The following is a 22309-nucleotide window of genomic DNA, read 5'->3' as shown; positions in this document are numbered from 1 at the left end:
CCTTGACAACTGACTCACTAGACCGCAAACTAGAGGACGTATCAGTCCTCTATGAGGACTTATGAGTACAACAAGTTCAGGCTGACCAGCAACGACGCGGACAGGCAAAGGACGAGAACCCCGACGGAGGACGGCGATGAAGAACATTCCGGCGAATCTGAGTGGCTACAAGTTGATGGTGTCTGAGGCTCCGGTGATGAAGATGCGGGAGAACGAGCACGGGGAGATGGTGCCCGCGCTGAACTGGCGGGACGAGGTCCAGTTTGTGGTGTCGCTGTTCGCGAAGCGTCGCCCGAGCTCGGATGGTCGTCCAGTGGGTAAGGGGGAGGAGATCCGCGTGACGCTGGCGGCCGATCCGGGCGAGGGGTTCGAAGAGGGCACCTACGTCGAGTTGATCGACGCGACGGTGTCGCCCTGGGCAATGAAGGAGGGCTCGGACGGCGTCCGTTCGGGGCTGTCGTTCAAGGCGGCTGGACTCAAGCCTGCCGGGGAGCGCGGTCTGTCCTCCGCCGCGTAGCCGGTAACCGACCGGTGGGTGCCCGGTCGCGGAGTTCCCCCGCTTCGCAGTTCAACACCTTGGAGCGCTGCCCACGTCTGGGTGGCTGCCCGTTTCGAGTCGGGCCAGCGCACTTTTTGTTGATTGTCAATTACAGAGTGGGCCGATCCATGCCAAAAACGCGCCGTAGTTGTGGTGGCGCGCCTTGATTCCCGGCGTTGTTTTCGCCGGGGGTCTTGGGGTTCTACCACGAACGCAAGGAATTGCTGGAAATCGTGTGGAAGGGAGGGTACGCGATGCGTTGCCGAGACATTCTGTACGTGATCGAGGACGAGAAGGTGCCAGGTGGACTGTCCACGTTCGACCCGCACGGACCGCAGCGGGAGGCGTGATGACCTGCCCGAACGGACATGGTGACTGGTTCCTGGCCACGACGCGGATCGCGACCTGCCGCGTGTGCTCGTGCCAGTGGGAGGTGTAACACCTGATGGTGACCGAGATTCACAACATTATCGCCGCCGCCACGGCCGCGTATGAACGGTTCGCGGCGACGGAACCGGATCAGGAAACCCGGGTGACGGTGAGCAACGCGGTGAAATTCCTCGTCGCGGATTTAACGTCAGTCGCCCATTACGCGACCGGAAAGGACTAGGCAAATGCAGATTCAGGCGGTGAACCGGCGCGCGCGGGAGCGCTACAGCGCGTTTGTGATGTCGATGGACCTGGTACTGGAGTCGTTGGAGGGGTTGACCGGGTTGATTGAGAAGGTCGACGACAAGCACACCGGCGACGGTTGGACGGTGGCCACCCAGGAGGAGTTGAAGGGCTACCGGATGCAGGCCACCGACGCGCTGGAACGCCTGCGCACGGCGGCGAAGAAGTACGAGACCGAGCTGGTCTCACGCGAGTGGAGGGTCTGATGGCACAGCATCAGGTGGACCGGGCGCTGGACACTGTGGACGCGGCGATGCGGCAACTCAGGACCGCGATGCGCGGTATTCCGGCACGCCGGGAGGGTTTCAAGTCGCACCACGACGCCACGGCGAAGGCGGTCGCCAAGCTGACGGTCGCGCTGGAGGATTCCCGCGCCGCAATCAAGAACTAGCCGAACAAGCAAGCACACACGTCAAGCGGGGACCGGCCTCTCCATCCACTTCGGATGGACGGGGTCGGTCCCTTTTTGTTCCTGGAAAGGGATTACACGTCATGGGTACCGAATTTTCCAAGCGCGCCAAGGGTGCGGAAGTCAAGGCCGCCGCGTGGCTGGGCCGTCACCCCGGCGCGGTGTTGTCCCCGGCCGCTGTGGTGGGCTCGGGGCTGGAGCTGGGCTGGACGGCCACCGGCGGGGTGCTCGGTGGTGCGGCGGTGGGGTTGGGGGCGTGGTATCGGGCGCATCCGGACACCTTCGACCGGTTCGCCGCCCCTCGGGTGCGGGCGTTCCGGCGCCGCTGGGTGAGCTATATAGGTCCGCGCTGGCGCAATGCTCTGATCGCCTGCGATCTCTACACCACGCACCGCAAGACCGGTGAGTTGCGGGTGCCACGGTTGATGCGGGTGCAGTCGTTTTCCCCCTCGGTGGACACGCTGTATGTGAAGCTGCATCCGGGGCAGCATCTGCGCCAGTTCGAGGCCCGGTTGCCGGAGCTGACCGAGGCGTTGAAGGTGGAGCGGATCGCGTTGGAGCGGGTCAAGCCGCGGGTGATCGCGCTGATCGTGGAGCGGCGGGAGCCGTTTGATGAGGTGATCGATGCCCCGGACCTGGTGTTCGACACCGACGCGGTGGACCCCAAGGATCTCTATGTCGGGGAGACCGAGTACGGCGGCGATTTCCGGATCTCGATGCGGGGGCAGCACCTGTTCGTCGCGGGGGCGACGGGGTCGGGCAAGAACTCGATCGTGAACGCGATCCTGCGCGGTCTGGCGCCGATGATCAGGGACGGGGCGGTGCGGTTGTGGGTGTGTGACCCCAAACAACTGGAGTTCGCGGCGCTGGCCGACACGATCGCTTACCGCTACGCCGCCAGCAACCACGAGTGCGCCGCGTTGATCGAGGACTTCGTGGCCGAGATGCAGACTACCCAGCGAGGTCTGGCCGAGCAGCGTAAGCGCACGATCACGCCGTCTCCGCAGACCCCGTTGAACCTGCTGATCCTGGACGAGCTCGGGGCGCTGCTGGCGTATGGCGACAGTGGTACGGCGCGGGATATCAAGCGCAACCTGGCGCTGGTCGGGTCGCAGGGGCGGGCGACGGGTAACGCGATGATCGGGTTGGTGCAGGAACCGACCAAGGACACCGTGCCGGTGCGGGATTTGTTCACCACCCGGATTTGTCTGCGGGTGACCTCGGCCGCGCACGTGGACATGGTGCTGGGCGAGAACGCCCGGCTGCGGGGCGCGCTGGCGGATGAGATCCCGAACGATCCGGCGACGGCGGGCATCGGGTTCGTGATCCGGCAACGCTCCCGGGTGCCGATGCGTATCCGCGCCGCCTACGTCGACGACCGCGAGATCGACGAACTCGTCGGCTTCGTCCGGGATGGCTGGCGCGGGGCCGAGTTGCGGGTGGTGGCCTGATGTTGACGCTGCGGTTTCTGTGGTCCTGGACCAAAATCACCGCCCTGACCGTGCTGGCCGTGGTGATTGAGCACGCCATGATCACCGGGTTCTGGGGCTTCGCCCTCGCCGCTGGGATCACCGTGACGGTGTGGCTGGTGATCACGGTGGGTCTGTATCGGGAGTGGCGGGCGCACGGCACCGGCTATCGGCATGAAGTGTCCGAGTGGGTTACTGGTCGGCCGGACCGGAGGCGGATATGAGCCGCCGAGTCCCGCCCGGACAGCTGGGCCTGTTCGCCGACCAGCTCCCGGGTGGTCCTGCCCCGGCCTCGTCGCGGGCCTGTCCACCGGTTCGCACGGGCCGGAAACCCGCGCGTGCGCCGGTCACGCCGTCGGTGGCTCGGGACGTGCTCGCCGAAGTGCAGGACGGGTGCTTCGGGCTGCTGGATGACAGTGACCGGGTGGTGCTGTTCGAGGACACCGACCGCGTCCGGGTCGCCATCGATGAGGACACGGTGCACACGCTGATCACGGGCGGCTACGTCGAACGATCTCCGGCGCGGGAAACCGTGTCCTGCCTGCACGGCGCGATCCGGCGGCCGGTGTCGCCGCTGCGCCTGACCAAGTCCGGGCGGAGCCTGCTCAACCGCTGGTCCTCACTGAAAACCTACTGACGGAAGGAGAGTCCCGTGTCCAAGGTGGACAGCCTGAATCGGACCGGTACCCGGCTGGTTGAGGTGGTGCGGGTGCTGGTCACGGTGGTGCTGGGTGGGATCGGTGGCGCGGCCGGGTTCACCCACACCCACGACTGGGCCGTCCACCACGGACAAACCGGCTGGCTCGCGTGGGCCGACGCCATCGTGATCGAAGGCATCGCGATCGTGGCCGGGTTCGAGGTCCGCCGCGACCACCACCACGGCAAGACCCGCAAGCTCAACTTCCCGCTCGCGGTGCTCGTGACCGGGTTCGGGATTCAGATGGCCGCCCAGGTCGCGCTGGCCGAACCCACCCCGGCCGGATGGCTACTGGCCGCGATGCCCGCGCTGGGGTTCCTCGTCGTGGTCAAGCTCCTTCTGCGCCGCGCCCCCAATGTGCAGGCCGCTCCGGTCCCGGCCGAACCGGTGCCACCACCGGAACCGGCGCGTCCGGTGCCCGTTCCCGCCCCGGCGGCCCCGGAACCGATCCGCCGGCCGAATCCGGAGCCGCCCTCGCGTGCTGAGACCACGGTGGTGCTGCCCAAGCTGAAGCTTCCGGCGCCGATGGCCGACCGCATCCACACGGCCGTCACCGAAGCCCGGAACGCGGGCCGCGAGGTCACCCCGGCCGACATCCAACGCGCCGTCAAGGTTCCCGATGACCTGGCCGCCCGGATCGTGGCCGACCTGACCACGCACAACGGTCACCCGGTCACCACCTGACCGTTCCCAGCTCGCCCGCCGAACCGGGGCGGGAGCCCGGATCACACCGCGTGCTCCCGCCCCTTTCTCGTGTCCTCTCACGGAAGGAACTCGCTCCGTTGCTGACGTTGGAAGACCGCATCCGCCACCGGCTGCGCTCCCGCGACTACGCCGACTGGCGCGCCACGGTGCAGCGGGTGCACGGCTGCGCCAAACCGATCCGCTTGTCCGGCTCCCACCAACTCCACGACCGCGCTACCGGCGCCGTGCTGCACCGCTTCGGCGGCCAGATCCTGGTCCCGTGCGGCAACCGCCGCGAATCCGTTTGCCCCGCCTGCTCCGACCGCTACGCCGCCGACGCGTTCCACCTCATCCGCGCCGGACTCGTCGGCGGCACCAAGGGCATCCCGGAGTCCATCACGAGTAAGCCGCGGGCGTTCGTCACCCTGACCGCCCCCTCCTTCGGGCCCGTCCACACTCGCCAGCTCACCACACGCGGCCGTGTCCGCCCCTGTGGTTGCGGAGAACACCACCGCGAGGCCGACCCGCGCATCGGCACCCCGGTCGACCCGAACGGCTACGACTACGTGGGATCGGTGCTGTGGCAGGCCCACGCCGGGGCACTGTGGCAGCGCTTCGTCATGCGGCTGCGCCGCGAGCTGGCCAAACGGGCCGGTATCCCCGCCCGGGCGTTCGGCGAGGTGGCGCGGGTGTCCTACGGCAAGGTCGCCGAATACCAGCGGCGCGGCCTGGTGCACTTCCACGCCATCATGCGCCTCGACGGGCCGGAAGGCGCCACCGATCCCGCCCCCGCCTGGGCCTCGGCCGAACTACTCGAAGACGCGATCTACGCGGCGGCTGCTGCGGTCACCGTCAGGACACACCGGCCGGACGGGGCGCGCCTGCAACTCACCTGGGGCGCTCAGGTCGACGTCCGCCGCGTGCACCCGTCGACCCGGACGGAGGTCGAGGACGAGGACGGGCAGATCAGCGAACCCCGCCTGGCCGCCTACATCGCCAAATACGCCACCAAAGGCACCGGCAAAACCGAGGCCGCCGACACCCCGGTGCGGTCCGAACTGGACATCGCGCACCTGCGGGTCTCCGAGCATCACCGGCGGATCATCCAAACCTGCTGGGACCTCGGCGGGCACGAGCAGTACGCGGATCTGAACCTGCGGCGCTGGGCACACATGCTCGGCTTCCGGGGCCACTTCCTCACCAAATCCCGCCGCTACTCCACCACCTTCACCGTCATCCGAGGCGACCGCCGCGCCTACCGGCTCACCGAAACCCTCCACGCCCTCGGCCTCGACCCCGACTCGGTGCTCGTCGTCAACGACTGGCACTTCCACGGCGCCGGATACCGCGACGACGCCGAACGCGAACTCGCCTCCGGCATCGCAAGCCGCATCCGCGACGACCGCAAAGCCAAGTACCACAAGGAGAACCAGCCATGAACAGCAAACTGCTCACCATCGACGACCTCGCCGACTACCTCGGCATCCCCAAAGGCACCCTCTACCAATGGCGCACCAAAGGCTACGGCCCCCAGGGCCGCCGCGTCGGCAAGTACGTCCGCTACCGCCCCGAAGACGTCGACGCCTGGATCGAACAGCAAGGGGTGGCCTGATGCCGCGCCAGCCGTTGCCGATCGGGACGCACGGCAAGGTCAAGGTAAATCCCAAGGCCAGTGGCGGTTTCGTGGCGAAGGCCAAGTACCGCGACTACGACGGTGTCACGCGGATCGTGGAGCGTTCGGGGCGGACGGAGACGGCGGCGACGAACAACCTCCTGGAGGCCCTCCGCGACCGCGCCGGGGCGTCCCATGCCGGTCCGGTCACACCAGACACCAAGTTCTCTGCCGTGGCAGATCTGTGGCTGGCTGAGGTCCAGGACGCGGTGGATTCCGGCGATATGGCGCCGAATTCGCTGGACCTTTACGAGCGCCAGCTTCGGAACTACGTGCGGCCCGCGCTGGGCGAGCTGCGAGTCCGGGAGGTCAACACGCCGCGCGTTGACGCGTTGCTGCGAGCCGTGCGCAAACGGCGCGGCGCGTCGACGACGAAGACCGTGCGGAGTGTGGTCTCAGGAATCATGGGGGTGGCTGCTCGCCACGGTGCGGCAACCGTGAACCCCACGCGCGAAACCAAGCGCATCAGTGCTGGAGCCAAGCGGACTGCTCGCGCCCTGACTCCGCAGGAACGGACACAGTGGCTCGCGCAACTGGAGGCCGACGAGACCGCGCTGCGGAAGGACCTGCCAGACCTCACCCGCTTCATGCTCGCGACGGGCGTCCGTATCGGGGAAGCGCTGGCGGTGTCCTGGGACGACGTCGACCTGGACGCGCGGACGGTCGACGTTGAGTGGACCATCGTCCGGGTGCGCGGTCAGGGCCTTCGGCGGATGCCTCCGAAGACCGAAAGCGGGGAACGGACACTACCGCTGCCAGGGTTCGCGGTAGAGATGCTCCGGCGCCGCAAGGCAGCAGCTGAGCTTGATCGGGAGATCACCGTGGGCAGCGCTGTACCGGTCTTTCCCGACTCGATCGGCGGCTGGCGGGACCCGAGCAACACTCGCCGGGATCTGCGCACCGCTCGTGGCACTGAAGGCTTCGCCTGGGTGACTTCGCACGTCTTCCGGAAGACATGCGCGACCATCCTCGACGAAGCTCGCTTCACGCCGCGCCAGATCGCCGACCAGCTGGGACACGCACGGCCGTCGCTGACGCAGGACGTGTACGTCGGCCGCAAGGTTGCCAACCCGGCGGCTGCCGAGGCGTTGGACAAGGGCCTGGGTACGTAGTCAACGGCGATTGGGTTGGGATTCGGTTGGCCGTGATCTTGAAAGCAAAAACCCCAGGCCGTGTGACCTGGGGTGGTGGTGCGCCATCAGGGACTCGAACCCCGAACCCGCTGATTAAGAGTCAGCTGCTCTGCCAGTTGAGCTAATGGCGCAGGTCTTGTTCCAGGGAGTTCTCCCTGGCGACGTGGAAAAGATTAGCACGCGGTCGGAGGGCGTCTTCGCGGAGGGTCTCGAAACGCGGCGTCGCCGAATTGTGCCTGGTCGCGGTCGGTGATCGGGCACAATGAGATCACCCAGTACGGGCACACGGACATGAAACGGGCAACTTGGGGGCGGGATGTCACGGCGCATCGGGCTGTTGCTGATTCTGCTTGCGGTGCTGGCGGGATGCACCTCGGCACCCGCGGACAACCAGCCGGCGGCCCCACGGCAGAGCACGACGGTCGCGGCCAGACCGGCCTCGCTTGCGCTGACTCCGGCGCCGGGCACCAAGGACGTGGCGCCCGGCGAGCCTGTCGCGGTCGCGGTTCACGACGGCAAGGTCACCGAGGTCACGCTCACGGGCGCCGACGGCACGCAGGTTGCCGGGCAGGTGAAGCCTGATGGCTCGGGCTGGGAGTCCGCCGAGCCGCTGGGCTATGGCAAGAGTTACACCGTCACGGCGACGGCCACCGGTTCGGACGGTAAACCGGTGACGTCCTCGTCGACCTTCGCCACCATCGCCAAGCCGAAGCGCACGCTGTCGGTGTCGACGAACCTCCAGGATGGGGAGACCGTCGGCGTCGGGATGCCGCTGATCTTCACGTTCACCGGCAAGGTCACCGACCGTGCCGCGGCCGAGCGCGCCGTCCGGGTGGTGACCGAGCCCGCGACCGAAGGCGCGTTCCGCTGGTTCGACGACAAGCAGTTGGTGTGGCGCCCCAAGGAGTACTGGAAGCCGGGCACGAAGGTGTTCGTCAACGCCGCGATCTACGGCAAGAACCTCGGCGGCGGTGCGTTCGGAGCCCAGGACCGCGCGGCGAACGTCACTATCGGTGACAAGGTCGTGGCGGTCGCCGACGGTGCGAGTCACCAGATGAAGGTGTCGGTCAACGACGTCGAGGTTCGCTCGATGCCGACCTCGATGGGCAAGAGCGGCCACAACACCCCGGCGGGCAACTACACGGTGATGAGCGAACACGTCGGCTACACGATGGACTCCGGTACCTATGGCGTACCGTCCGACAGCCCGGGCGGCTACCGCACGTTCGTGCAGTACGCCGTGCGCCTGTCCTACAGCGGCATCTTCTACCACTCGGCGCCGTGGTCGGTGGGTTCGCAGGGGCACCGGAACGTCAGCCACGGCTGCCTGAACCTCTCGACGGCGGACACGAAGTGGCTGATGGACCTGTCCAAGAAGGGCGACATCGTCACGGTCGTCAACAGCGGTGGCCCGGAACTCGAACCCACCGACGGCTGGAGCGTCTGGCAACTCGACTGGCAAAGCTGGACCAGCAAGACCTGAGCGGCCAGCCGTGCCCGGCCGCGGTCGCCACCGGCACGCTCCCGACATAAAACGAGCCCCGCCTCGGCGGCCGCGACAACGACCGCAAGGCGGGGCTGGAAGGGTGAGTGACGGGACTTGAACCCGCGACATCCTGGACCACAACCAGGTGCTCTACCAGCTGAGCTACACCCACCGCGCGAGGCCATACGACCTCAGCCCCGATATCGTAGCGTGCCGCTCCGGCGGGCCCGACACGGGTTACCCGCCGTGGCGTTCCCGCACCTCAGCAGCCGCGGCGCGCGCCTGGTCGCTGGTGGGACCCGGTTGCGGCACGAACGCGGTCGCGCGGTAGTAGTCGAGTTCGCTGATGGACTCCTTGATGTCCGCCAGCGCACGGTGGGCCAGCCCCTTCTCCGGCTTGGCGTAGTAAATGCGCGGGTACCAGCGGCGGACCAGTTCCTTGACCGACGACACGTCGACCATGCGGTAGTGCAGGTGCCCGTCCAGTGCGGGCATGTCCCGTGCGATGAAGCCCCGGTCGGTGGCGATGGAGTTGCCGGCCAGCGGAGCACTGTTGGCGTCCGGCACGTGCTGGCGCACGTAGGCGAGCACCTGCGCCTCGGCCTCCTCGAGCGTGACCGTCGAGCGGCGGACCTCTTCGGTCAGTCCGGATCGAGCATGCATTTCCCGGACGACATCCGGCATGTTCGCGAGCTGCTCGTCACTGGCGTGGATCACCAGGTCTAGTCCTTCGCCGAGAATGTTGAGGTCGGCGTCGGTCACCAGTGCGGCAATTTCGATCAGTGCGTCCTTGGCGAGGTCGAGCCCCGTCATCTCGCAGTCGATCCAGACAAGACGGTCGGTCACCGGAAAACCCTAACGCGCCCGCCCGGTGCCCGGCACAGCGGAACGGGCCGCCCCGACCACGGCCCGTTCCGTCGCCCCCGGTGGGCTCAGCTGTTCTCGATCTGGCTGACGATGGTTTTCGCGTCGTTGATGGGGATCGCGAAGCCGATTCCGACGGATCCGGCCGACGTGCCCGACGGGCTGTACAGGGCCGAGTTGATGCCGATGACCTCCCCTTGCATGTCGACGAGCGCGCCACCGGAGTTGCCCTGGTTGATGGCCGCGTCGGTCTGGATCGCCGTGTAGCTGGGCGCATTGCTGGTCTGGTTGCTGGTGTGGTCGTACGGAGAGCTCTGCTCCTCGCCGGTACCGATGTCCGACAGTTTCCGGTTGAGCGCGCTGACGATGCCGGAAGTCACCGTGTTCTGCAGCCCGCCGGGGGAGCCGATCGCGACGACCTCTTCGCCGACCTTCAGCTGGCTCGAGTCGCCCAGCGTCGCCGCGGTGAGCCCGCTCGCACCCTGTGCCTGGAGCACCGCGATGTCCGCGGTGCTGTTCGCGCCGAGCACCTTCGCCTGGTACTTGGTCCCGTCCGACAACGTGATCGTCACCGAGCCCTCCGCTCCGTCGATGACGTGCGCGTTGGTGAGGATCTTGCCGTCCGAACTGAGGATCACACCCGAACCGATGGCTTCGCCTTGCCTCGTGGTCACGTTGACCTGGACAACGCTGGGGAGCACCTTGGCCGCGACGGCGCTGACATCGGTGTTCGTCGTGCCCGAGACGGTCTGCGCGGCCGCCGTGCTTGACGCGGCGGCTGACGAGTTGCCGTGCAAGCCCACGATCGCGGCTCCACCGGCACCACCGACCAGCGCCGCGGCCACGGCCGTGGCACTGACGAGCGCGGCGGCGCGGCCGCGCTTCTTAGGCGGCGGCGGTGGGGCGAGGACCGTCCCGGGCTGCTGCGTGTAGTACGGGTAGCTCTGCTGCTGTGGCGGCAGGTACCCGGTCACGCGGCCCCGCCCGAAGTCGTTCTCGCTCATGCCAGTGAGCTTCGCGCCGCATGTTGTGAGGATCCTGTGGAACAACCCAGAAATCTGCTGAGAAGAAAAAGCTGAGAAATCTCAGCGCAGCCTTCGCGGTCGCGGTCAGGTTTCCCGCCCGCTGGCGCGAGTACCGACTTCGCGGGTCGCGACGGTGAGCGGTATACGGTTTCGAGAAGTGTCCACAGTGCTCTTTCCCCCATCGTGTGGTTTCGCCGGACCGTCACGTGCGCCGAGTCGATCCACGCGGCGACACGGGAAACGAGACGAATGCCGAAGCGTGCCGCCCACCGGGCCTGCTCGAGGTCACCTGCCCGGGCGGCGGTCAACCTCTTGGCGAAACCCCATTCTACGATGATCGACGCGGTTCGGAGCCTCGTTCGCTGTGGGCTTAGCGATCGGCGGAACAGCTCCGTCGGCAACGCGTATGGAATGCTCGCGACCACCGTGAATTTCCCTCGTGGCAAAGGGAAATCTCCGATGTCTGCCTCGCTCACGCGAATCCGGTCGCCGAATCTTTGGCGAAGTGCTTTCACGAACTGTGCGTCTCGTTCCATCGCGAGAACCTGCGCGCTCGAGGCGTGATCCGTTGCGAGGCAGGGAAATGCACGCCACCGGAGCGCTCGGCACGATGTGCCGCGGGCATGCGGCGGCATCCCGCCGACGCCGGAGGCGTCAGCGTGCGTTGAGAGCTCTGAAATTGTCGGTGCCCGTCGCTATGGTCGGCACACGATCACCGACAGTGGGAGGAAACCCATGATCAGCGCAGTTCAGCAGACCCGCATCGACGTTCAGGGCGAGTTCGACCTGGCAGCCTCGGCACAGTTCCTGGAGGGCTTCACGCCTGCCGCGCGACCGGATGCCGCCGACGAGTCAGGCACTCTGCGGATGGCCTTTCCGGCAGAAGGCCGCTGGGAGCCCGTCGGCGTCCGGATACGGCAGGAGCGGCCCGGCGAGATCTTCGTCGATACCGAGGATCCCGTTGTTGTCGAGCAAGTGCGAAGAATCCTGTCCCTGGACGTCGACGGCAGGGACTTCGCCGCGGTCGGGCGTGCGGATCCGGTCGTGGGGGCCCTGCAATCCCGGTATCCGGGGCTGCGACCCGTGCTGTTCTATTCGCCGTATGAAGCGGCGTGCTGGACGATCATCGGCCACCGTATTCGCATGACCCAGGCCGCGCGGATCAAGCAGCGGATAGCTGAGGAGTACGGCCAGACGATCGACGTCGCGGGCCGGCAGCTGGCCTCGTTCCCGGCGCCTGCCGTGCTCGCCGGGCTCGAGCGATTACCCGGCCTGTCCGAACTGAAGACGGAACGTCTGCACGCGATCGCGGCCGCGGCCGAAGAGGGAGTGCTCGAGGCGGCCGTGCTGCGCTCGCTCGAAGCGGAGGACGCGATGGAGCAGCTTCGCCGACTGCGCGGAATCGGCCCGTTCTCGGCAGAGCTGATCCTCGTCCGTGGTGCCGGGCATCCGGATGTGTTCCCGCGCAACGAACAACGCCTTCATGCGGAGATGCGCATCGCCTACGACCTCCCGTCGGCCGATGCCGCCGAACTCGCGCAGGTCGCAGAGCGGTGGCGACCATTTCGAAGCTGGGTCGCACTTCTCATGCGCACGAATGCCGAGGTTCGTGCCAATTCCTGATCCGTACGTCCACCGAATCGAGGAGGTGACGCTGTAGACGGCCGGGGACGAGTTGTCGGCGGGTGCGGCGGACCAGTCGATCCGCCGCGGTCTGGGCGCGCCGGCGGTGGCTGACCGTGAAGGCCTGGCCCCGTGATGGCCTGACCCGCGACGTTGATGGCCGCTGACCGTACGCGCCTGGCCGTGGACGGGTGGCGTCGCGCCTCAGGCGAGGCGGCACCGGGGCGGGGCCGGAAACGGCCGGGGGCGTAACACAGGGCAGACGTCCAATGTGGTGAGCTGCCCGCGTGCTTCTCGTGGATACGGGCGACTTGGTGTCACCTTCGGGGCTTCTCGACGCGCAGCCGAATCCGACGTTCTGGGTGCCGGTCATCACCGGTGCCGTGGCGTTGCTGCTCGTGCTGTCCGGGGCTCCGTGGCGAATGGCGCGCAACGTCGTGACGATCGTGCACGAGGCCGGGCACGCGCTGGTGGCGGTGATGGCCGGGCGCCGGTTGCAGGGCATCCGCCTGCATTCGGACACCTCGGGCGTGACCGTGTCGCGCGGTAAGCCGGAGGGGCCGGGGATGGTGCTGACCTCACTTGCCGGGTATCCGGCCCCCGCCTTGCTCGGTCTGGCCTTCGCTGCGCTGGTGGCCGCCGACCGGATCACGGTGCTCCTCGTCCTCGCGGCGTTGCTGCTGCTCGGCGTGCTCATCATGGTGCGCAACGCCTACGGGGTGCTGTCCGTGCTGCTCACGGCGGCCGGCCTCGCCGTCCTCGCGCTCGTCGCGGGGCCGCAGGTGCAGGCGTGGTTCGTGTATCTGATCACGTGGTTCCTGCTCTTCGGCGGGATCCGGCCGGTCATCGAGCTGCAGAGCAAGCGCCGCCGTGGTGCGGCTCGCGATTCCGATGCCGACCAGCTCGCGCGGCTGACCGGCGTGCCGCCATCGCTGTGGCTGCTCATCCTCGGGGTGATCGGCATAACGTGCTTGCTGGTCGGCGCGGCCTGGTTGCTCGAGCCCGCGCTCCGGAGCTGAGCAGCTCATACGGCACACTGGTGGGAACACGATCCAGCGCGAAGGGAACGGCAGTGTCCGACGAGGTGGCCAAGGCAGTCGAGGAATGCGCACGGGCGGCCAAGCAGGCGGCGCCGTCTTTGGCCAGCGCACCGGATGAGGCCATCGACGCGGCGCTGAGCGCGATGGCGCAGCGTCTGCTCGACGCACGCGAGCAGGTGCTGGCGGCCAACCAGGCCGACGTCGCGAAAGCCCGGGAAGAAGGCATGAGCGCGGGCCTGCTCGACCGGCTCACCATCACCGAGCAGCGCCTCACCGGCATGGCCGAACAGCTGCGGCTGCTCGCCGGCGCGCCTCATCAGGAGCGCTCGATCCCGATCTCCACGCTCGACGGCGGGCTGCGGTTGGTCGAGCGGCGCCGGCCCGTGGGTGTGATCGGAGCCAACTACGAGGCGCGCCCGAACGTGACGGTCGACGTCGCTTCGCAGCTCGTCAAGTCCCGCAACGCCGGGGTGCTCCGTACGGGCTCGGCCGCGCTGGGGTCGGCGCAGCGGCTGGTGGATGTCGTGATCGCGCCCGCACTGGCCGACGCCGGGATCGACTCGGACGTGGTGCAACTGGTGCCGCGCGTCGAGCGCGAAGCGGCGAGCGCGCTGGTGCAGCTGCCCGGCCTGGTGCCGTTGGTGATCCTGCGCGGCAGCGGGGAGAGCACGCGTGCCCTGGCCACGGAGGCCGCGACGCACGGCGTCCGTACGCTCGCGCACGCCGACGGGGGCGGAGTGCTGTACGTCGACGCCGCCGCGGACGCGGACAAGGTGCGGTCGCTGGTCGTGAACAGCCTCGACCGGCTCGGCGTGTGCAACCGGCTGAACCTGCTGCTGATCCACACGGCTGCGCACGACCAGCTGTGGCCGGTGATCTCCGAGGCGCTCGCCGAGCGGCAGGTGACGCCCTCGCTGGCCCCGCACGACCACGCGATCGGCTACGAATGGGCCCTCGACTCCGAGCGTGAGGCCACCGTGACCGTGGCCAAGGTCGGCGGGCTCGAGGAAGCCGTACGCATCGCGAACGAGCAGACGTCAGGCCTGGCGGCCGGCATCGCGACCGAGGACCGCGCCGCGGCCGACGCCTTCTTCGACGGCTACACCGGGACGGGCGTGTTCTGGAACGCGCCGACCCGCCTGCTGGACGGCTTCAAGCTCCTCGCCGTGCCGGAGACGGGCATCAACCTCGACAAGGTCCCCGGTCCGCGGGGCCCGGTGACCTACACCGACCTCTACGTCCGGCAGTACGCTGTCCTTCCTGCCTGATCGGCAGGGGCGTCGGCGTCGCTACCTGGCCCCGAAGGGGCGTCGGCGGCGCCGTGCTCGGCGACCGGGGCGGGCGGACCGCTGCTCGGCCACTGTGGCGGCCGGTGTGCCGCTTGACTGCTGTGGCGGATGGGTGTGCTGGTCGGCCACCGCGACGGGTGCTGCGGTGCGCGGCCGCCGCTGCGGTGCCTGCTGAAGCGGCTGCAGCAGCGCCAGCCCGCGGCACGGCGCGATATATGGCACCTCATCTCACCATGCGAGCCACCGTCTGGGTGGCTGGAAGGATGGCGGACGAAGCTCTCGGATGGAGGATCACCGTGCCGCTGCCCTCGCAACCGTTGCGGAGACTGGGTTTTCTCACCATCGGGCTGTTCGACGAGAGCGATCCGCGCGCGGGGCACGAGTCGACGCTGAACATCATCGAGCTGGGGGAGCGGCTCGGCTTCGACAGCGCCTGGGTGCGGCACCGGCACTTCCAGCTCGGCATCTCCTCGCCGGTCGCCGTGCTCGCGGCCGCCACGCAGCGCACCACCCGCATCGAACTCGGCACCGCTGTCATGCCGCTCGGCTGGGAGAACCCGCTGCGTCTCGCCGAGGATCTGGCGACCGTCGACATCCTCTCCGGCGGACGGCTGAACCCCGGCATGAGCGTCGGCCCGCCGACGCACTGGGAACACGTCAAGGACGCCCTCTATCCCGACACCGCCGACGCGGAGGATTTCGGGTACGAGCGCGTCCGCAGGCTGCTCGGCTTCATCCGCGGCGAACCGGCCAGCGGCTTCCGCGGCACTGAAGGGATCGAGGTCTACTCCGACCGGGTGCAACCGCATTCACCAGGGCTGGCGCGGCGGCTCTGGTACGGCGGGGCCGGCCTGCGCTCGGCGCGCTGGGCGGGCGAGAACGCGATGAACTTCCTGACCAGCAGTGTCGTGAAGGCCGAGGAGTCCGAGGACTTCGCCGAGATCCAGCTGTCCCACATCCGGGCGTTTCGCGCCCAGCATCCCGAGGGCGAGCGCGCCCGCGTTTCGCAGGGACTGGTCGTGATCCCGACCGACAGCGCCTCAGCGGAGCAGCGCGCGAAATACGAAGCCTACGTCCGGGCGCGCACACCGCGGACCGCCTCGCCGCAGGGGCCCGCGCGCCTGATGTTCGCCCCGGACCTGGTCGGCCCGTCCGACCGGATCGCCGAGCAGCTCTACGCGCACGTCGCCTTCCGCGAGGTCGACGAGGTCGCGTTCGCGTTGCCGTTCACCTTCGAGCACGACGACTACCTGCAGATCCTGACCGATCTCGCGACCAAGCTCGGCCCGGCGCTGGGCTGGTCAGGCCCGGCGCAGCGCGAAGGGGCGTAGCCGCGAATAGCCGCGCACGGATGCCGAACGCCGCGCCCGCACCACGTAGTCCGGGTCTCCGGACAGTTCGGACGCCAGCTCGCGGTCGATCAGGATCGTGCCGGGGCGCGCGATGGAGGTGAGCCTGCTGGCCAGGTTGACCACCGCGCCGTACACGTCGCCGAACCGGCTCAGGATCCGGCCCGACGCCATCCCGGCCCGCACATCCGGCAGGCTGTCGTCGGCACTCGTCCGTTGCGTCAGCGCCAGCGCGATCTCCGCGCCGTCGTGCGGCGAATCGGCCACGAACAACACCTCGTCACCGATCATCTTGACGATCCGCCCGTGGTGCTCGGCCACGATCTCTGTCGCGAGCGCCTCGAACCGCTCCAGCACACCGCTCAGCTCGGCCTCGCGCAGCCTGCGGGTCAACCGCGTGTAGCCGACCATGTCGACGAATCCGACGATCTCGGTGCGTGCCTCGAGGTCCTCTTCGGGCGTGGCCAGGGCACGCCCGGCGAACGCGGTCAGATGCCGTCGCCACACGAAGTTCTGCACCCGTTCCAGCTCCGGCACCAGCAGCTCCACCAGCCGGATGATCTGCTTGTCGTCGCTGCCGAGGTCGGGGTTGTCGGTGATCAGCGTCCACAGCAGATGCACCTGCCACTCGGCCAGCCGCGACAGGTGCTGGCCCAGCGCCCTGGCGACCGCGCCCTCCAGATCGGCGGCGAGCAGCCCGGACGAGATCAGCTGGTCCGCGGTGCGCACGGCGTCGACGTCGGCGTCGGTGAACACGACGGCGTCGTCGTCGACCGTCGCGAACCCCAGCGCCCGCCACAGCCGGGTGGCCCGTTCGATCGGGACCCCGGCGCGGTCGGCGACCTCCAGGCGTGTGTACCGGCGGTCGCCGCCGAGCAGGATGCGTTCGAGTCGCTCTTGATCCACTGCGTCCTACGTCGTGTGCACGATCAGCACGTCGACCCCGGACTTGCGCGCGGCCTCCGACGGCACGGAGCCCAGAATGCGCCCGGCCAGGGTGTTCAGCCCACGGTTACCGACCACGAGCAGGTCGGCCGAGCGCTCCTGCACGACCTTGCGCAGCGATTCGACGGGCTCGCCGACCACGGCGACGGTCTCGATGTTGGTCGCGCCGACCTTGACCGCGCGGTCGCGTGCGCTCTGCAGGGTGTCCTCGGCCGGGGCCGACCCGACAACCTGGTACGCCTCGTCGCGGAGCACGTCCTGGGCCTTCTCGACGTCACCGCGGCTGGCGGGGTAGTAGGCGCAGACGATCACGAGTTGCGCACCCGAGTCCGCCGTCACCGCCGCGGCGCGGTCGACCGCGCGGAACGACGAGTCAGAACCATCCGTACCTACAACTACCGTGGTGTAAGCCGTCATCAAAGTCCCTCCGGGAGAGAGCGCGTTACGCGTGGACCCGTAGGTTACTCGTCAGTCGGTTTGGCCGCAGCCCCGTTCGGCGTACTGGTCACCGACTCGCGCTCCTCCGGCAGCGGCTCGATCGCCGGCTCGGCCTCGCCGAGTACCGAACTGGCCTCCGTGAGCACCGACTTCGCGGCCTTGACCTGCTCGGCGATGCCGGCACGCAGGCTACGCAGGGCCTCGACGCGGTCGGCGGCGGCGTTGATCCGGCGGTTGGACTCCTCGGTCGCCTCGCGGACCCGGCGGCGCGCCTCGTCGGTCGCCTCGGCGAGCCGGGCGTTGGCCTCGGTGATCGAGTCCTGCTTGCGCCGGTTGGCGTCCTCGATGGACTCGCGGCGGCGGCGGTCGATCTCCGCGTTGGCGGTCTTCTCCTCGTCGGCCACCTTCGCGCGGATCGACGCGGCCTCCTCGGTGGCCTCGCGGACGCGGCGCTCGGCCTCGGCCTTGCTGGCGGCCTCCTGCTCGGCGAGCACGCGCATCGCCTCGGTGCGCCGCGCCGCCATCGCGATCTCGAAGTCCTCCTCGACCTGGGCGCGGCGCTGCTCGGCCTCGCTGTCGAGGCGGTCGCGTTCCTCCTTGGCCTTCGTCGTGATCGACTCGGCCTCGCCACGCGCGGTCTCGAGCACCTTGCGGTGCTCGGCCTCCATCTCCTTACGGCGTGCGTCGAGTTCGGACAGCAGCTGCTCGTAGCGGGCCCGCATGGCGCTGGCGTCGGCCTCGGCCTTGGCACGGATGTGCCCGGCCTCGGCCTCGGCCCGCGCCCGCGTGTCGGCGGCCTCGTCCTGCGCGAGCCGCAGCATGCGCTGCAGCCGTTCGGACAGCCCTTCGACGGTCGTCGGCGGCTGGCCGAGGCGCTCGACCTGACCGCGCAGGTTGTCGATCTCGCCGCGCGCCTGCTCCAGCTGCCGCGCCAGGTCGCCCGCTTGCGAAATGGCGGCGTCACGGTCGGCGGCGAGCATCTTGAGATCGCCGTCCAGCCGTTCCAGGTGCTCGTCGACCTGGTGCCGGTCGTAGCCGCGCTTCGCGAGATCGAAGCCGGCGCCCAGCGGTACAAGCTCCCGTTCGTCGCCTAGGCTCATGAGCCCCAGACTACTTACGCGCCACGGAACGCGTTGATGCGGTCGATGTGCCTCTCGCGTGTCGCGGGGTCGCGGACACCCAGACCTTCCTCCGGCGCCAGGCACAGCACGCCGACTTTGCCCTGGTGAGCGTTGCGGTGGACGTCCAGTGCCGCCTGCCCCGTCTCGTCGAGCGAATAGGTCTTCGACAGCGTCGGGTGGATCAAACCTTTGGCGATCAACCGGTTCGCTTCCCACGACTCACGGTAGTTGGCGAAATGGGAGCCGATGATCCGTTTGAGGTTCATCCACAGATAACGGTTGTCGTACTGGTGGACATACCCCGAGGTCGACGCGCAGGTGACGATCGTGCCGCCCTTACGCGCGGCGTAGACCGAGGCGCCGAAGGTCTCGCGGCCGGGATGCTCGAACACGATGTCGGGATCCTCGCCACCGGTCAGCTCGCGGATCTTCGCGCCGAACCGCTGCCACTCCTTGGGATCCTGGTTGTGCTCGTCCTTCCAGAACCGGTAGCCCTCCGCGTTGCGGTCGATCACCAGTTCCGCGCCGAGCTTGCGGCAGATCTCCGCCTTCTCGGGGCTGGACACGACACACACCGGGATCGCGCCGCCGTTGAGGGCGTACTGGGTGGCGTACGAGCCGAGCCCGCCCGAGGCGCCCCAGATCAGCACCACGTCGCCCTGCTTCATGTCGGCGCCGTTGCGGGAGACCAGCTGGCGGTAGGCGGTGGAGTTGACCAGCCCGGGGCAGGCCGCCTCCTCCCACGTCAGATGCGCGGGCTTGGGCATCAGCTGGTTCGCCTTGACCAGCGCGATCTCGGCGAGCCCGCCGAAGTTCGTCTCGAAGCCCCAGATCCGCTGCTCGGAGTCGAGCATCGTGTCGTTGTGCCCGTCCGGGCCTTCCAGCTCGACGTTGAGGCAGTGCGCGACGACCTCGTCGCCCGGCTTCCAGTTGTGCACGCCCGGCCCGGTGCGCAGCACGACGCCGGCCGCGTCCGACCCGACGACGTGGTAGGGCAGGTCGTGCCGCTTGGCCAGCGGGGAGAGCTTGCCGTAGCGCTGGAGGAACTTGAACGTGGGCAGCGGCTCGAAGATCGAGGTCCACACCGTGTTGTAGTTGATGGCGCTCGCCATCACCGCGACCAGCGCTTCGCCTGGGCCGAGTTCGGGCACCGGCACCTCGTCGACGTGCAGCGATTTGCGCGGGTCCTTGTCGCGGCTGTGCTGGCCGTCGAACATCCCGGTCTCGTCGGCGTGCACGGTCACGCCGCGGTAGGACTCCGGCATGTCCAGTGCGCCGATCGCGCCGAGGTCGCCGGAGAGGATGGCTTCCCGGATCTCCTTGATGGTCCCGTGCGTCATTGATGGGGCCTTTCTGCGCGGTGTTCGAAGGCATGACATTACTGGCCGGTAACCGGTTGTGCCAGTGCTGACCCTCACCCCAGTGGGTATGTCCGTTTGACCCTGTTCGGAACGTGATTGACCGGCCGGCCAATCAAGCGCATCATGACGGTGTGGACCGTGGTGGAAGCGGTCCCGACGGAAGGTTTTCGGAGGTGGTCACAATGGCCGAAACCGCGACTCGTGCGTGGACGCGCCCGCACGACTGGGCTGAGGTCGTACTCGGGGCACTGGCGGTGCTGTCATTCCTCTGGGTGAGCACCGACAACACCGCGATGTGGACGATGATCGTGCTGGGCGCCCTGATCGCACTGGACGGTCTGCTCTCGCTGGCGATGCCGGGGCTGGTCTACGGGGAAGGCGTGCAGATCGTGCTGGGCGCGCTGCTGTTCATTTCGCCATGGGTGATGACGTACACGGGCATGACCGGCGCGTCCTGGTCCTCGTGGATCCTCGGCGGACTGACGATCGTCGTCGGCGCCGCGGCTCTTCCGGTCGCCAACGCCGTGCACCGGGGCATGGCGGGACAGCACTGAAATCGGAACCGATCGCTCAAGGCCACCTTGCGTCTAAGGTGGCCTTGAGGTTTGCGGAAAAGAGGTGGCTGTGATGGGGAAGGACGAGCTCGCGGCGAAGGAGCGGATTCTCATCGCGGCCGAGGAGTTGTTCGCCGAGTCCGGATTCGACGCCACGCCGACGTCCCGCATCGCGGAGCGCGCCAAGGTCCCCAAGGGTCTTGTGCACTACTACTTCCGGCGCAAGTCCGATCTGCTTTCGGCGTTGATCAAGCGACTTCCCGACGAGCAGCTCGACCCCGCGACGGTCGTCGTGCCCGGCGATATCGCCGAGAGCCTCCGCCGCCTGGTCTCCGAACTGGACGCAAGGCTGGCCCGCTCGCGGATGCTTTCGCATCTGCTCTGGCGCGAGGCCGACACGCATCGCGCGGTCCGGGACGCGTTGCACGAACGGTTCCAGGCGCTGGTCCGGCAGGTGCGGGCGGTGATTCTGGCGGCGGGCCAGGGCGGCGTGGCGGTGGCGGACGTCGACAGCGCCGCCGGGCTGCTCGCGCTCGCGGTGAGCTACCGGCATTCGGTCGCGCGGCATGCCGGGGACGATCCGCCCGACCTGATGGAGCGGGAGCTGAGTTTCATCGCCGACGCCCTCGCGCCGCGCCCCGCGGTGACCTAGGGGCGATATCCGGGGAGATCCCGGATCTGCCGGAGCCGGGACGGTACTAGCTTCGATCTCGTGATCCGGCGGATGTTGTTGGTGTTGCTCGCGGGTGGCGCCATGTGCCTCGTGCCGTGGATCGGCTACCTGGTGCGCACGTTGCCCGAGAGCTACGAAACCGAGCAGTGGCGCACCGCGTGGGTCGGCTTCGACGTCGCACTGGGGTGCTGTTTCGCGAGCGCGGCCTGGCTCGGATTCCGGCGCCGTCGCGCCGCGGTGCCGCTGCTGGCCGCGACAGCGGCATTGCTGTGCTGCGACGCCTGGTTCGACGTTCTGCTCGACTGGTCCTCGCCGGACCGCTGGACCAGCGTGGCCCTCGCCGTGTCCGCCGAGGTGCCGATCGCGCTGCTTCTGGTCCTGACGGCGCGGCGGTTGCTGACCGGAGACCTGCGTCCCCACGAGTTGACCCTGCACGACCTCGAAGCAGCGCCGCTGCGGAGCGGGGCGCCGGAATACGTCCGGGAGCCGAGGCCCGAGGACTTCCCTGCCGCACAACGGGCCCGCGTCGCGGACTACCTCGACGGGAAGTACGAGCGCGAACTCGAGCTTCTGTCGTGGGCGGCCGCTCACCGTGACGAGTTCGGCCCATGGGGCAAGGCACAGCGGGCGTCGGCACAGCTCAGCGAAGCGGAGTTGCGCGCGTTCGAGGCCGAGTACCTCGAGCTGCTGACCCGCTATTGCCGCCTGCGCCGCCGCCCCGGCCCCGGGGCCCGGCAAGTGCTGGTGCGCTTCTACGCCTTCCCGGCCGCGAGCTAGTGCTCGGCGGCGGGCTCGACCAGCTCGACCAGCACGCCGCCGGCGTCCTTCGGATGCACGAAGTTCACCCTGCTGTTCGCCGTGCCGCGCTTGGGCTTGTCATAGAGCAGCCGCAAACCCTTGGCGCGCAACGCTTCCGCGGCCGCCTCGATATCGGTCACGCGGTACGCGACCTGCTGAAGGCCGGGACCCTTGGTGTCGAGGAACTTGCCGATGGTGGAGTCCGGTCGCAGCGGCGCGAGCAACTGGACCGCGGGCCCGGACTCGTCGCCCGGCGCGTGCAGCATGGCCTCGCGGACGCCTTGTTCCTCGTTGACCTCGGTGTGCGTGGCCCGCATGCCGAAGGCCGATGCGTAGAAGTCGATCGCGGCATCCAGATCCGGGACCGCGATTCCGACGTGGTCGACAGTGGTCACGTACGCCTTCAGCGCGTCTTCCATACGCCGAGCATAGGGCAGCCGAAACGCCCTCACCCGTGCCACGGCTCACA

The 22309-nt window shown here is 68.4% G+C and carries 27 protein-coding genes and 2 tRNA genes; 19 read left to right on the top strand and 10 right to left on the bottom strand.

Going from position 1 to position 22309, the window contains the following annotated elements:
- The first annotated feature begins 136 nt into the window (after positions 1-136).
- The 11 genes from HFP15_RS32445 to HFP15_RS32395 all read left to right on the top strand — a co-directional run bounded on the left by HFP15_RS32445 (position 137) and on the right by HFP15_RS32395 (position 7253).
- Positions 137-517, top strand: coding sequence for a hypothetical protein (locus HFP15_RS32445; protein ID WP_168520606.1), 381 nt, complete (start codon positions 137-139; stop codon positions 515-517).
- Between the two features lie 466 nt (positions 518-983).
- Positions 984-1148, top strand: coding sequence for a hypothetical protein (locus HFP15_RS32440; protein WP_168520605.1), 165 nt, complete (start codon positions 984-986; stop codon positions 1146-1148).
- A 4-nt stretch (positions 1149-1152) separates the two neighbouring features.
- Positions 1153-1416: a hypothetical protein gene (locus tag HFP15_RS32435; protein WP_168520604.1), complete on the top strand. Its 264-nt coding sequence runs from the start codon at positions 1153-1155 to the stop codon at positions 1414-1416.
- Positions 1416-1601 (top strand): hypothetical protein, encoded by a 186-nt coding sequence (locus HFP15_RS32430; protein ID WP_168520603.1) that lies wholly within the window; start codon positions 1416-1418, stop codon positions 1599-1601. Before HFP15_RS32435 ends, HFP15_RS32430 begins: the two co-directional genes overlap by 1 nt.
- A 101-nt stretch (positions 1602-1702) precedes the next feature.
- Positions 1703-3070: an FtsK/SpoIIIE domain-containing protein gene (locus tag HFP15_RS32425; protein ID WP_168520602.1), complete on the top strand. Its 1368-nt coding sequence runs from the start codon at positions 1703-1705 to the stop codon at positions 3068-3070.
- Positions 3070-3312, top strand: coding sequence for a hypothetical protein (locus tag HFP15_RS32420; RefSeq protein WP_168520601.1), 243 nt, complete (start codon positions 3070-3072; stop codon positions 3310-3312). The genes HFP15_RS32425 and HFP15_RS32420 overlap by 1 nt, the downstream gene beginning before the upstream one ends.
- Positions 3309-3725 (top strand): hypothetical protein, encoded by a 417-nt coding sequence (locus HFP15_RS32415; RefSeq protein WP_168520600.1) that lies wholly within the window; start codon positions 3309-3311, stop codon positions 3723-3725. The genes HFP15_RS32420 and HFP15_RS32415 overlap by 4 nt, the downstream gene beginning before the upstream one ends.
- A 15-nt stretch (positions 3726-3740) precedes the next feature.
- On the top strand, positions 3741-4469 hold the full coding sequence (locus HFP15_RS32410) for a DUF2637 domain-containing protein (RefSeq protein WP_168520599.1): 729 nt from the start codon (positions 3741-3743) through the stop codon (positions 4467-4469).
- 98 nt (positions 4470-4567) lie between these two features.
- A complete protein-coding gene (locus tag HFP15_RS32405; protein WP_168520598.1) occupies positions 4568-5908 on the top strand; it encodes a replication initiator in 1341 nt (446 codons plus the stop codon).
- On the top strand, positions 5905-6081 hold the full coding sequence (locus HFP15_RS32400; RefSeq protein WP_168520597.1) for a helix-turn-helix transcriptional regulator: 177 nt from the start codon (positions 5905-5907) through the stop codon (positions 6079-6081). Before HFP15_RS32405 ends, HFP15_RS32400 begins: the two co-directional genes overlap by 4 nt.
- On the top strand, positions 6081-7253 hold the full coding sequence (locus HFP15_RS32395; RefSeq protein ID WP_168520596.1) for a tyrosine-type recombinase/integrase: 1173 nt from the start codon (positions 6081-6083) through the stop codon (positions 7251-7253). Before HFP15_RS32400 ends, HFP15_RS32395 begins: the two co-directional genes overlap by 1 nt.
- A gap of 76 nt (positions 7254-7329) precedes the next feature.
- On the opposite strand, the gene HFP15_RS32390 is transcribed toward HFP15_RS32395, so the two are convergent.
- Positions 7330-7405, bottom strand: a tRNA-Lys gene (locus HFP15_RS32390).
- A 185-nt stretch (positions 7406-7590) separates the two neighbouring features.
- Here HFP15_RS32390 and HFP15_RS32385 point away from each other — a divergent pair.
- Positions 7591-8757: a L,D-transpeptidase gene (locus tag HFP15_RS32385; RefSeq protein ID WP_168520595.1), complete on the top strand. Its 1167-nt coding sequence runs from the start codon at positions 7591-7593 to the stop codon at positions 8755-8757.
- A gap of 102 nt (positions 8758-8859) precedes the next feature.
- Here HFP15_RS32385 and HFP15_RS32380 read toward each other — a convergent pair.
- The 4 genes from HFP15_RS32380 to HFP15_RS44205 all read right to left on the bottom strand — a co-directional run bounded on the left by HFP15_RS32380 (position 8860) and on the right by HFP15_RS44205 (position 11284).
- Positions 8860-8932, bottom strand: a tRNA-His gene (locus HFP15_RS32380).
- Positions 8933-8997: 65 nt separating this feature from the next.
- Entirely contained in the window at positions 8998-9606 is a 609-nt protein-coding gene (gene orn / locus HFP15_RS32375; RefSeq protein WP_168520594.1) for an oligoribonuclease, read from the bottom strand.
- Between the two features lie 86 nt (positions 9607-9692).
- Entirely contained in the window at positions 9693-10628 is a 936-nt protein-coding gene (locus tag HFP15_RS32370) for a S1C family serine protease (protein WP_168520593.1), read from the bottom strand.
- On the bottom strand, positions 10625-11284 hold the full coding sequence (locus tag HFP15_RS44205) for an rRNA adenine N-6-methyltransferase family protein (protein ID WP_376768912.1): 660 nt from the start codon (positions 11282-11284) through the stop codon (positions 10625-10627). The genes HFP15_RS32370 and HFP15_RS44205 overlap by 4 nt, the downstream gene beginning before the upstream one ends.
- A gap of 100 nt (positions 11285-11384) precedes the next feature.
- Between HFP15_RS44205 and HFP15_RS32360 the strand changes: the two genes are divergently transcribed.
- The 4 genes from HFP15_RS32360 to HFP15_RS32345 all read left to right on the top strand — a co-directional run bounded on the left by HFP15_RS32360 (position 11385) and on the right by HFP15_RS32345 (position 15932).
- Positions 11385-12272 carry a DNA-3-methyladenine glycosylase family protein gene (locus HFP15_RS32360; RefSeq protein WP_168520632.1) on the top strand — a complete coding sequence of 296 codons (888 nt, stop codon included), beginning with the start codon at positions 11385-11387 and terminating at the stop codon, positions 12270-12272.
- 314 nt (positions 12273-12586) lie between these two features.
- Complete coding sequence (locus tag HFP15_RS32355) at positions 12587-13291, top strand: M50 family metallopeptidase (RefSeq protein WP_376768913.1); 705 nt, start codon at positions 12587-12589, stop codon at positions 13289-13291.
- A gap of 53 nt (positions 13292-13344) precedes the next feature.
- A complete protein-coding gene (locus HFP15_RS32350) occupies positions 13345-14580 on the top strand; it encodes an aldehyde dehydrogenase family protein (protein WP_168520591.1) in 1236 nt (411 codons plus the stop codon).
- A 317-nt stretch (positions 14581-14897) separates the two neighbouring features.
- On the top strand, positions 14898-15932 hold the full coding sequence (locus tag HFP15_RS32345) for an LLM class flavin-dependent oxidoreductase (protein ID WP_168520590.1): 1035 nt from the start codon (positions 14898-14900) through the stop codon (positions 15930-15932).
- Here HFP15_RS32345 and HFP15_RS32340 read toward each other — a convergent pair.
- From HFP15_RS32340 to ccrA, 4 genes are read right to left on the bottom strand one after another with little or no spacing between them, the layout of a single operon-like run.
- Positions 15903-16856, bottom strand: coding sequence for an adenylate/guanylate cyclase domain-containing protein (locus HFP15_RS32340; protein ID WP_168520589.1), 954 nt, complete (start codon positions 16854-16856; stop codon positions 15903-15905). The genes HFP15_RS32345 and HFP15_RS32340 overlap by 30 nt on opposite strands.
- A 6-nt stretch (positions 16857-16862) precedes the next feature.
- Positions 16863-17312 (bottom strand): universal stress protein, encoded by a 450-nt coding sequence (locus HFP15_RS32335; RefSeq protein ID WP_168520588.1) that lies wholly within the window; start codon positions 17310-17312, stop codon positions 16863-16865.
- Between the two features lie 44 nt (positions 17313-17356).
- Positions 17357-18433, bottom strand: a complete 1077-nt coding sequence (locus HFP15_RS32330) for a coiled-coil domain-containing protein (protein WP_168520587.1) — start codon at positions 18431-18433, stop codon at positions 17357-17359.
- 14 nt (positions 18434-18447) lie between these two features.
- A complete protein-coding gene (gene ccrA / locus HFP15_RS32325; protein ID WP_168520586.1) occupies positions 18448-19794 on the bottom strand; it encodes a crotonyl-CoA carboxylase/reductase in 1347 nt (448 codons plus the stop codon).
- Between the two features lie 203 nt (positions 19795-19997).
- Here ccrA and HFP15_RS32320 point away from each other — a divergent pair, with 203 nt between their 5' ends.
- The 3 genes from HFP15_RS32320 to HFP15_RS32310 all read left to right on the top strand — a co-directional run bounded on the left by HFP15_RS32320 (position 19998) and on the right by HFP15_RS32310 (position 21819).
- Positions 19998-20369 carry an SPW repeat protein gene (locus HFP15_RS32320; protein ID WP_168520585.1) on the top strand — a complete coding sequence of 124 codons (372 nt, stop codon included), beginning with the start codon at positions 19998-20000 and terminating at the stop codon, positions 20367-20369.
- Positions 20370-20442: 73 nt separating this feature from the next.
- Complete coding sequence (locus tag HFP15_RS32315; RefSeq protein WP_168520584.1) at positions 20443-21021, top strand: TetR/AcrR family transcriptional regulator; 579 nt, start codon at positions 20443-20445, stop codon at positions 21019-21021.
- Positions 21022-21081: 60 nt separating this feature from the next.
- Positions 21082-21819 (top strand): hypothetical protein, encoded by a 738-nt coding sequence (locus tag HFP15_RS32310; RefSeq protein WP_312871864.1) that lies wholly within the window; start codon positions 21082-21084, stop codon positions 21817-21819.
- Here HFP15_RS32310 and mce read toward each other — a convergent pair.
- A complete protein-coding gene (gene mce, locus HFP15_RS32305; protein WP_168520583.1) occupies positions 21816-22259 on the bottom strand; it encodes a methylmalonyl-CoA epimerase in 444 nt (147 codons plus the stop codon). The two genes, HFP15_RS32310 and mce, sit on opposite strands and share 4 nt — an antisense overlap.
- Positions 22260-22309: the final 50 nt, after the last annotated feature.

The organism is Amycolatopsis acididurans (genome assembly GCF_012328925.1).
In the GTDB taxonomy this organism is placed as follows: domain Bacteria; phylum Actinomycetota; class Actinomycetes; order Mycobacteriales; family Pseudonocardiaceae; genus Amycolatopsis_E; species Amycolatopsis_E acididurans.
Note: the sequence above shows the minus strand (reverse complement) of the source record. Positions and strands in the feature narration are given on the sequence as shown.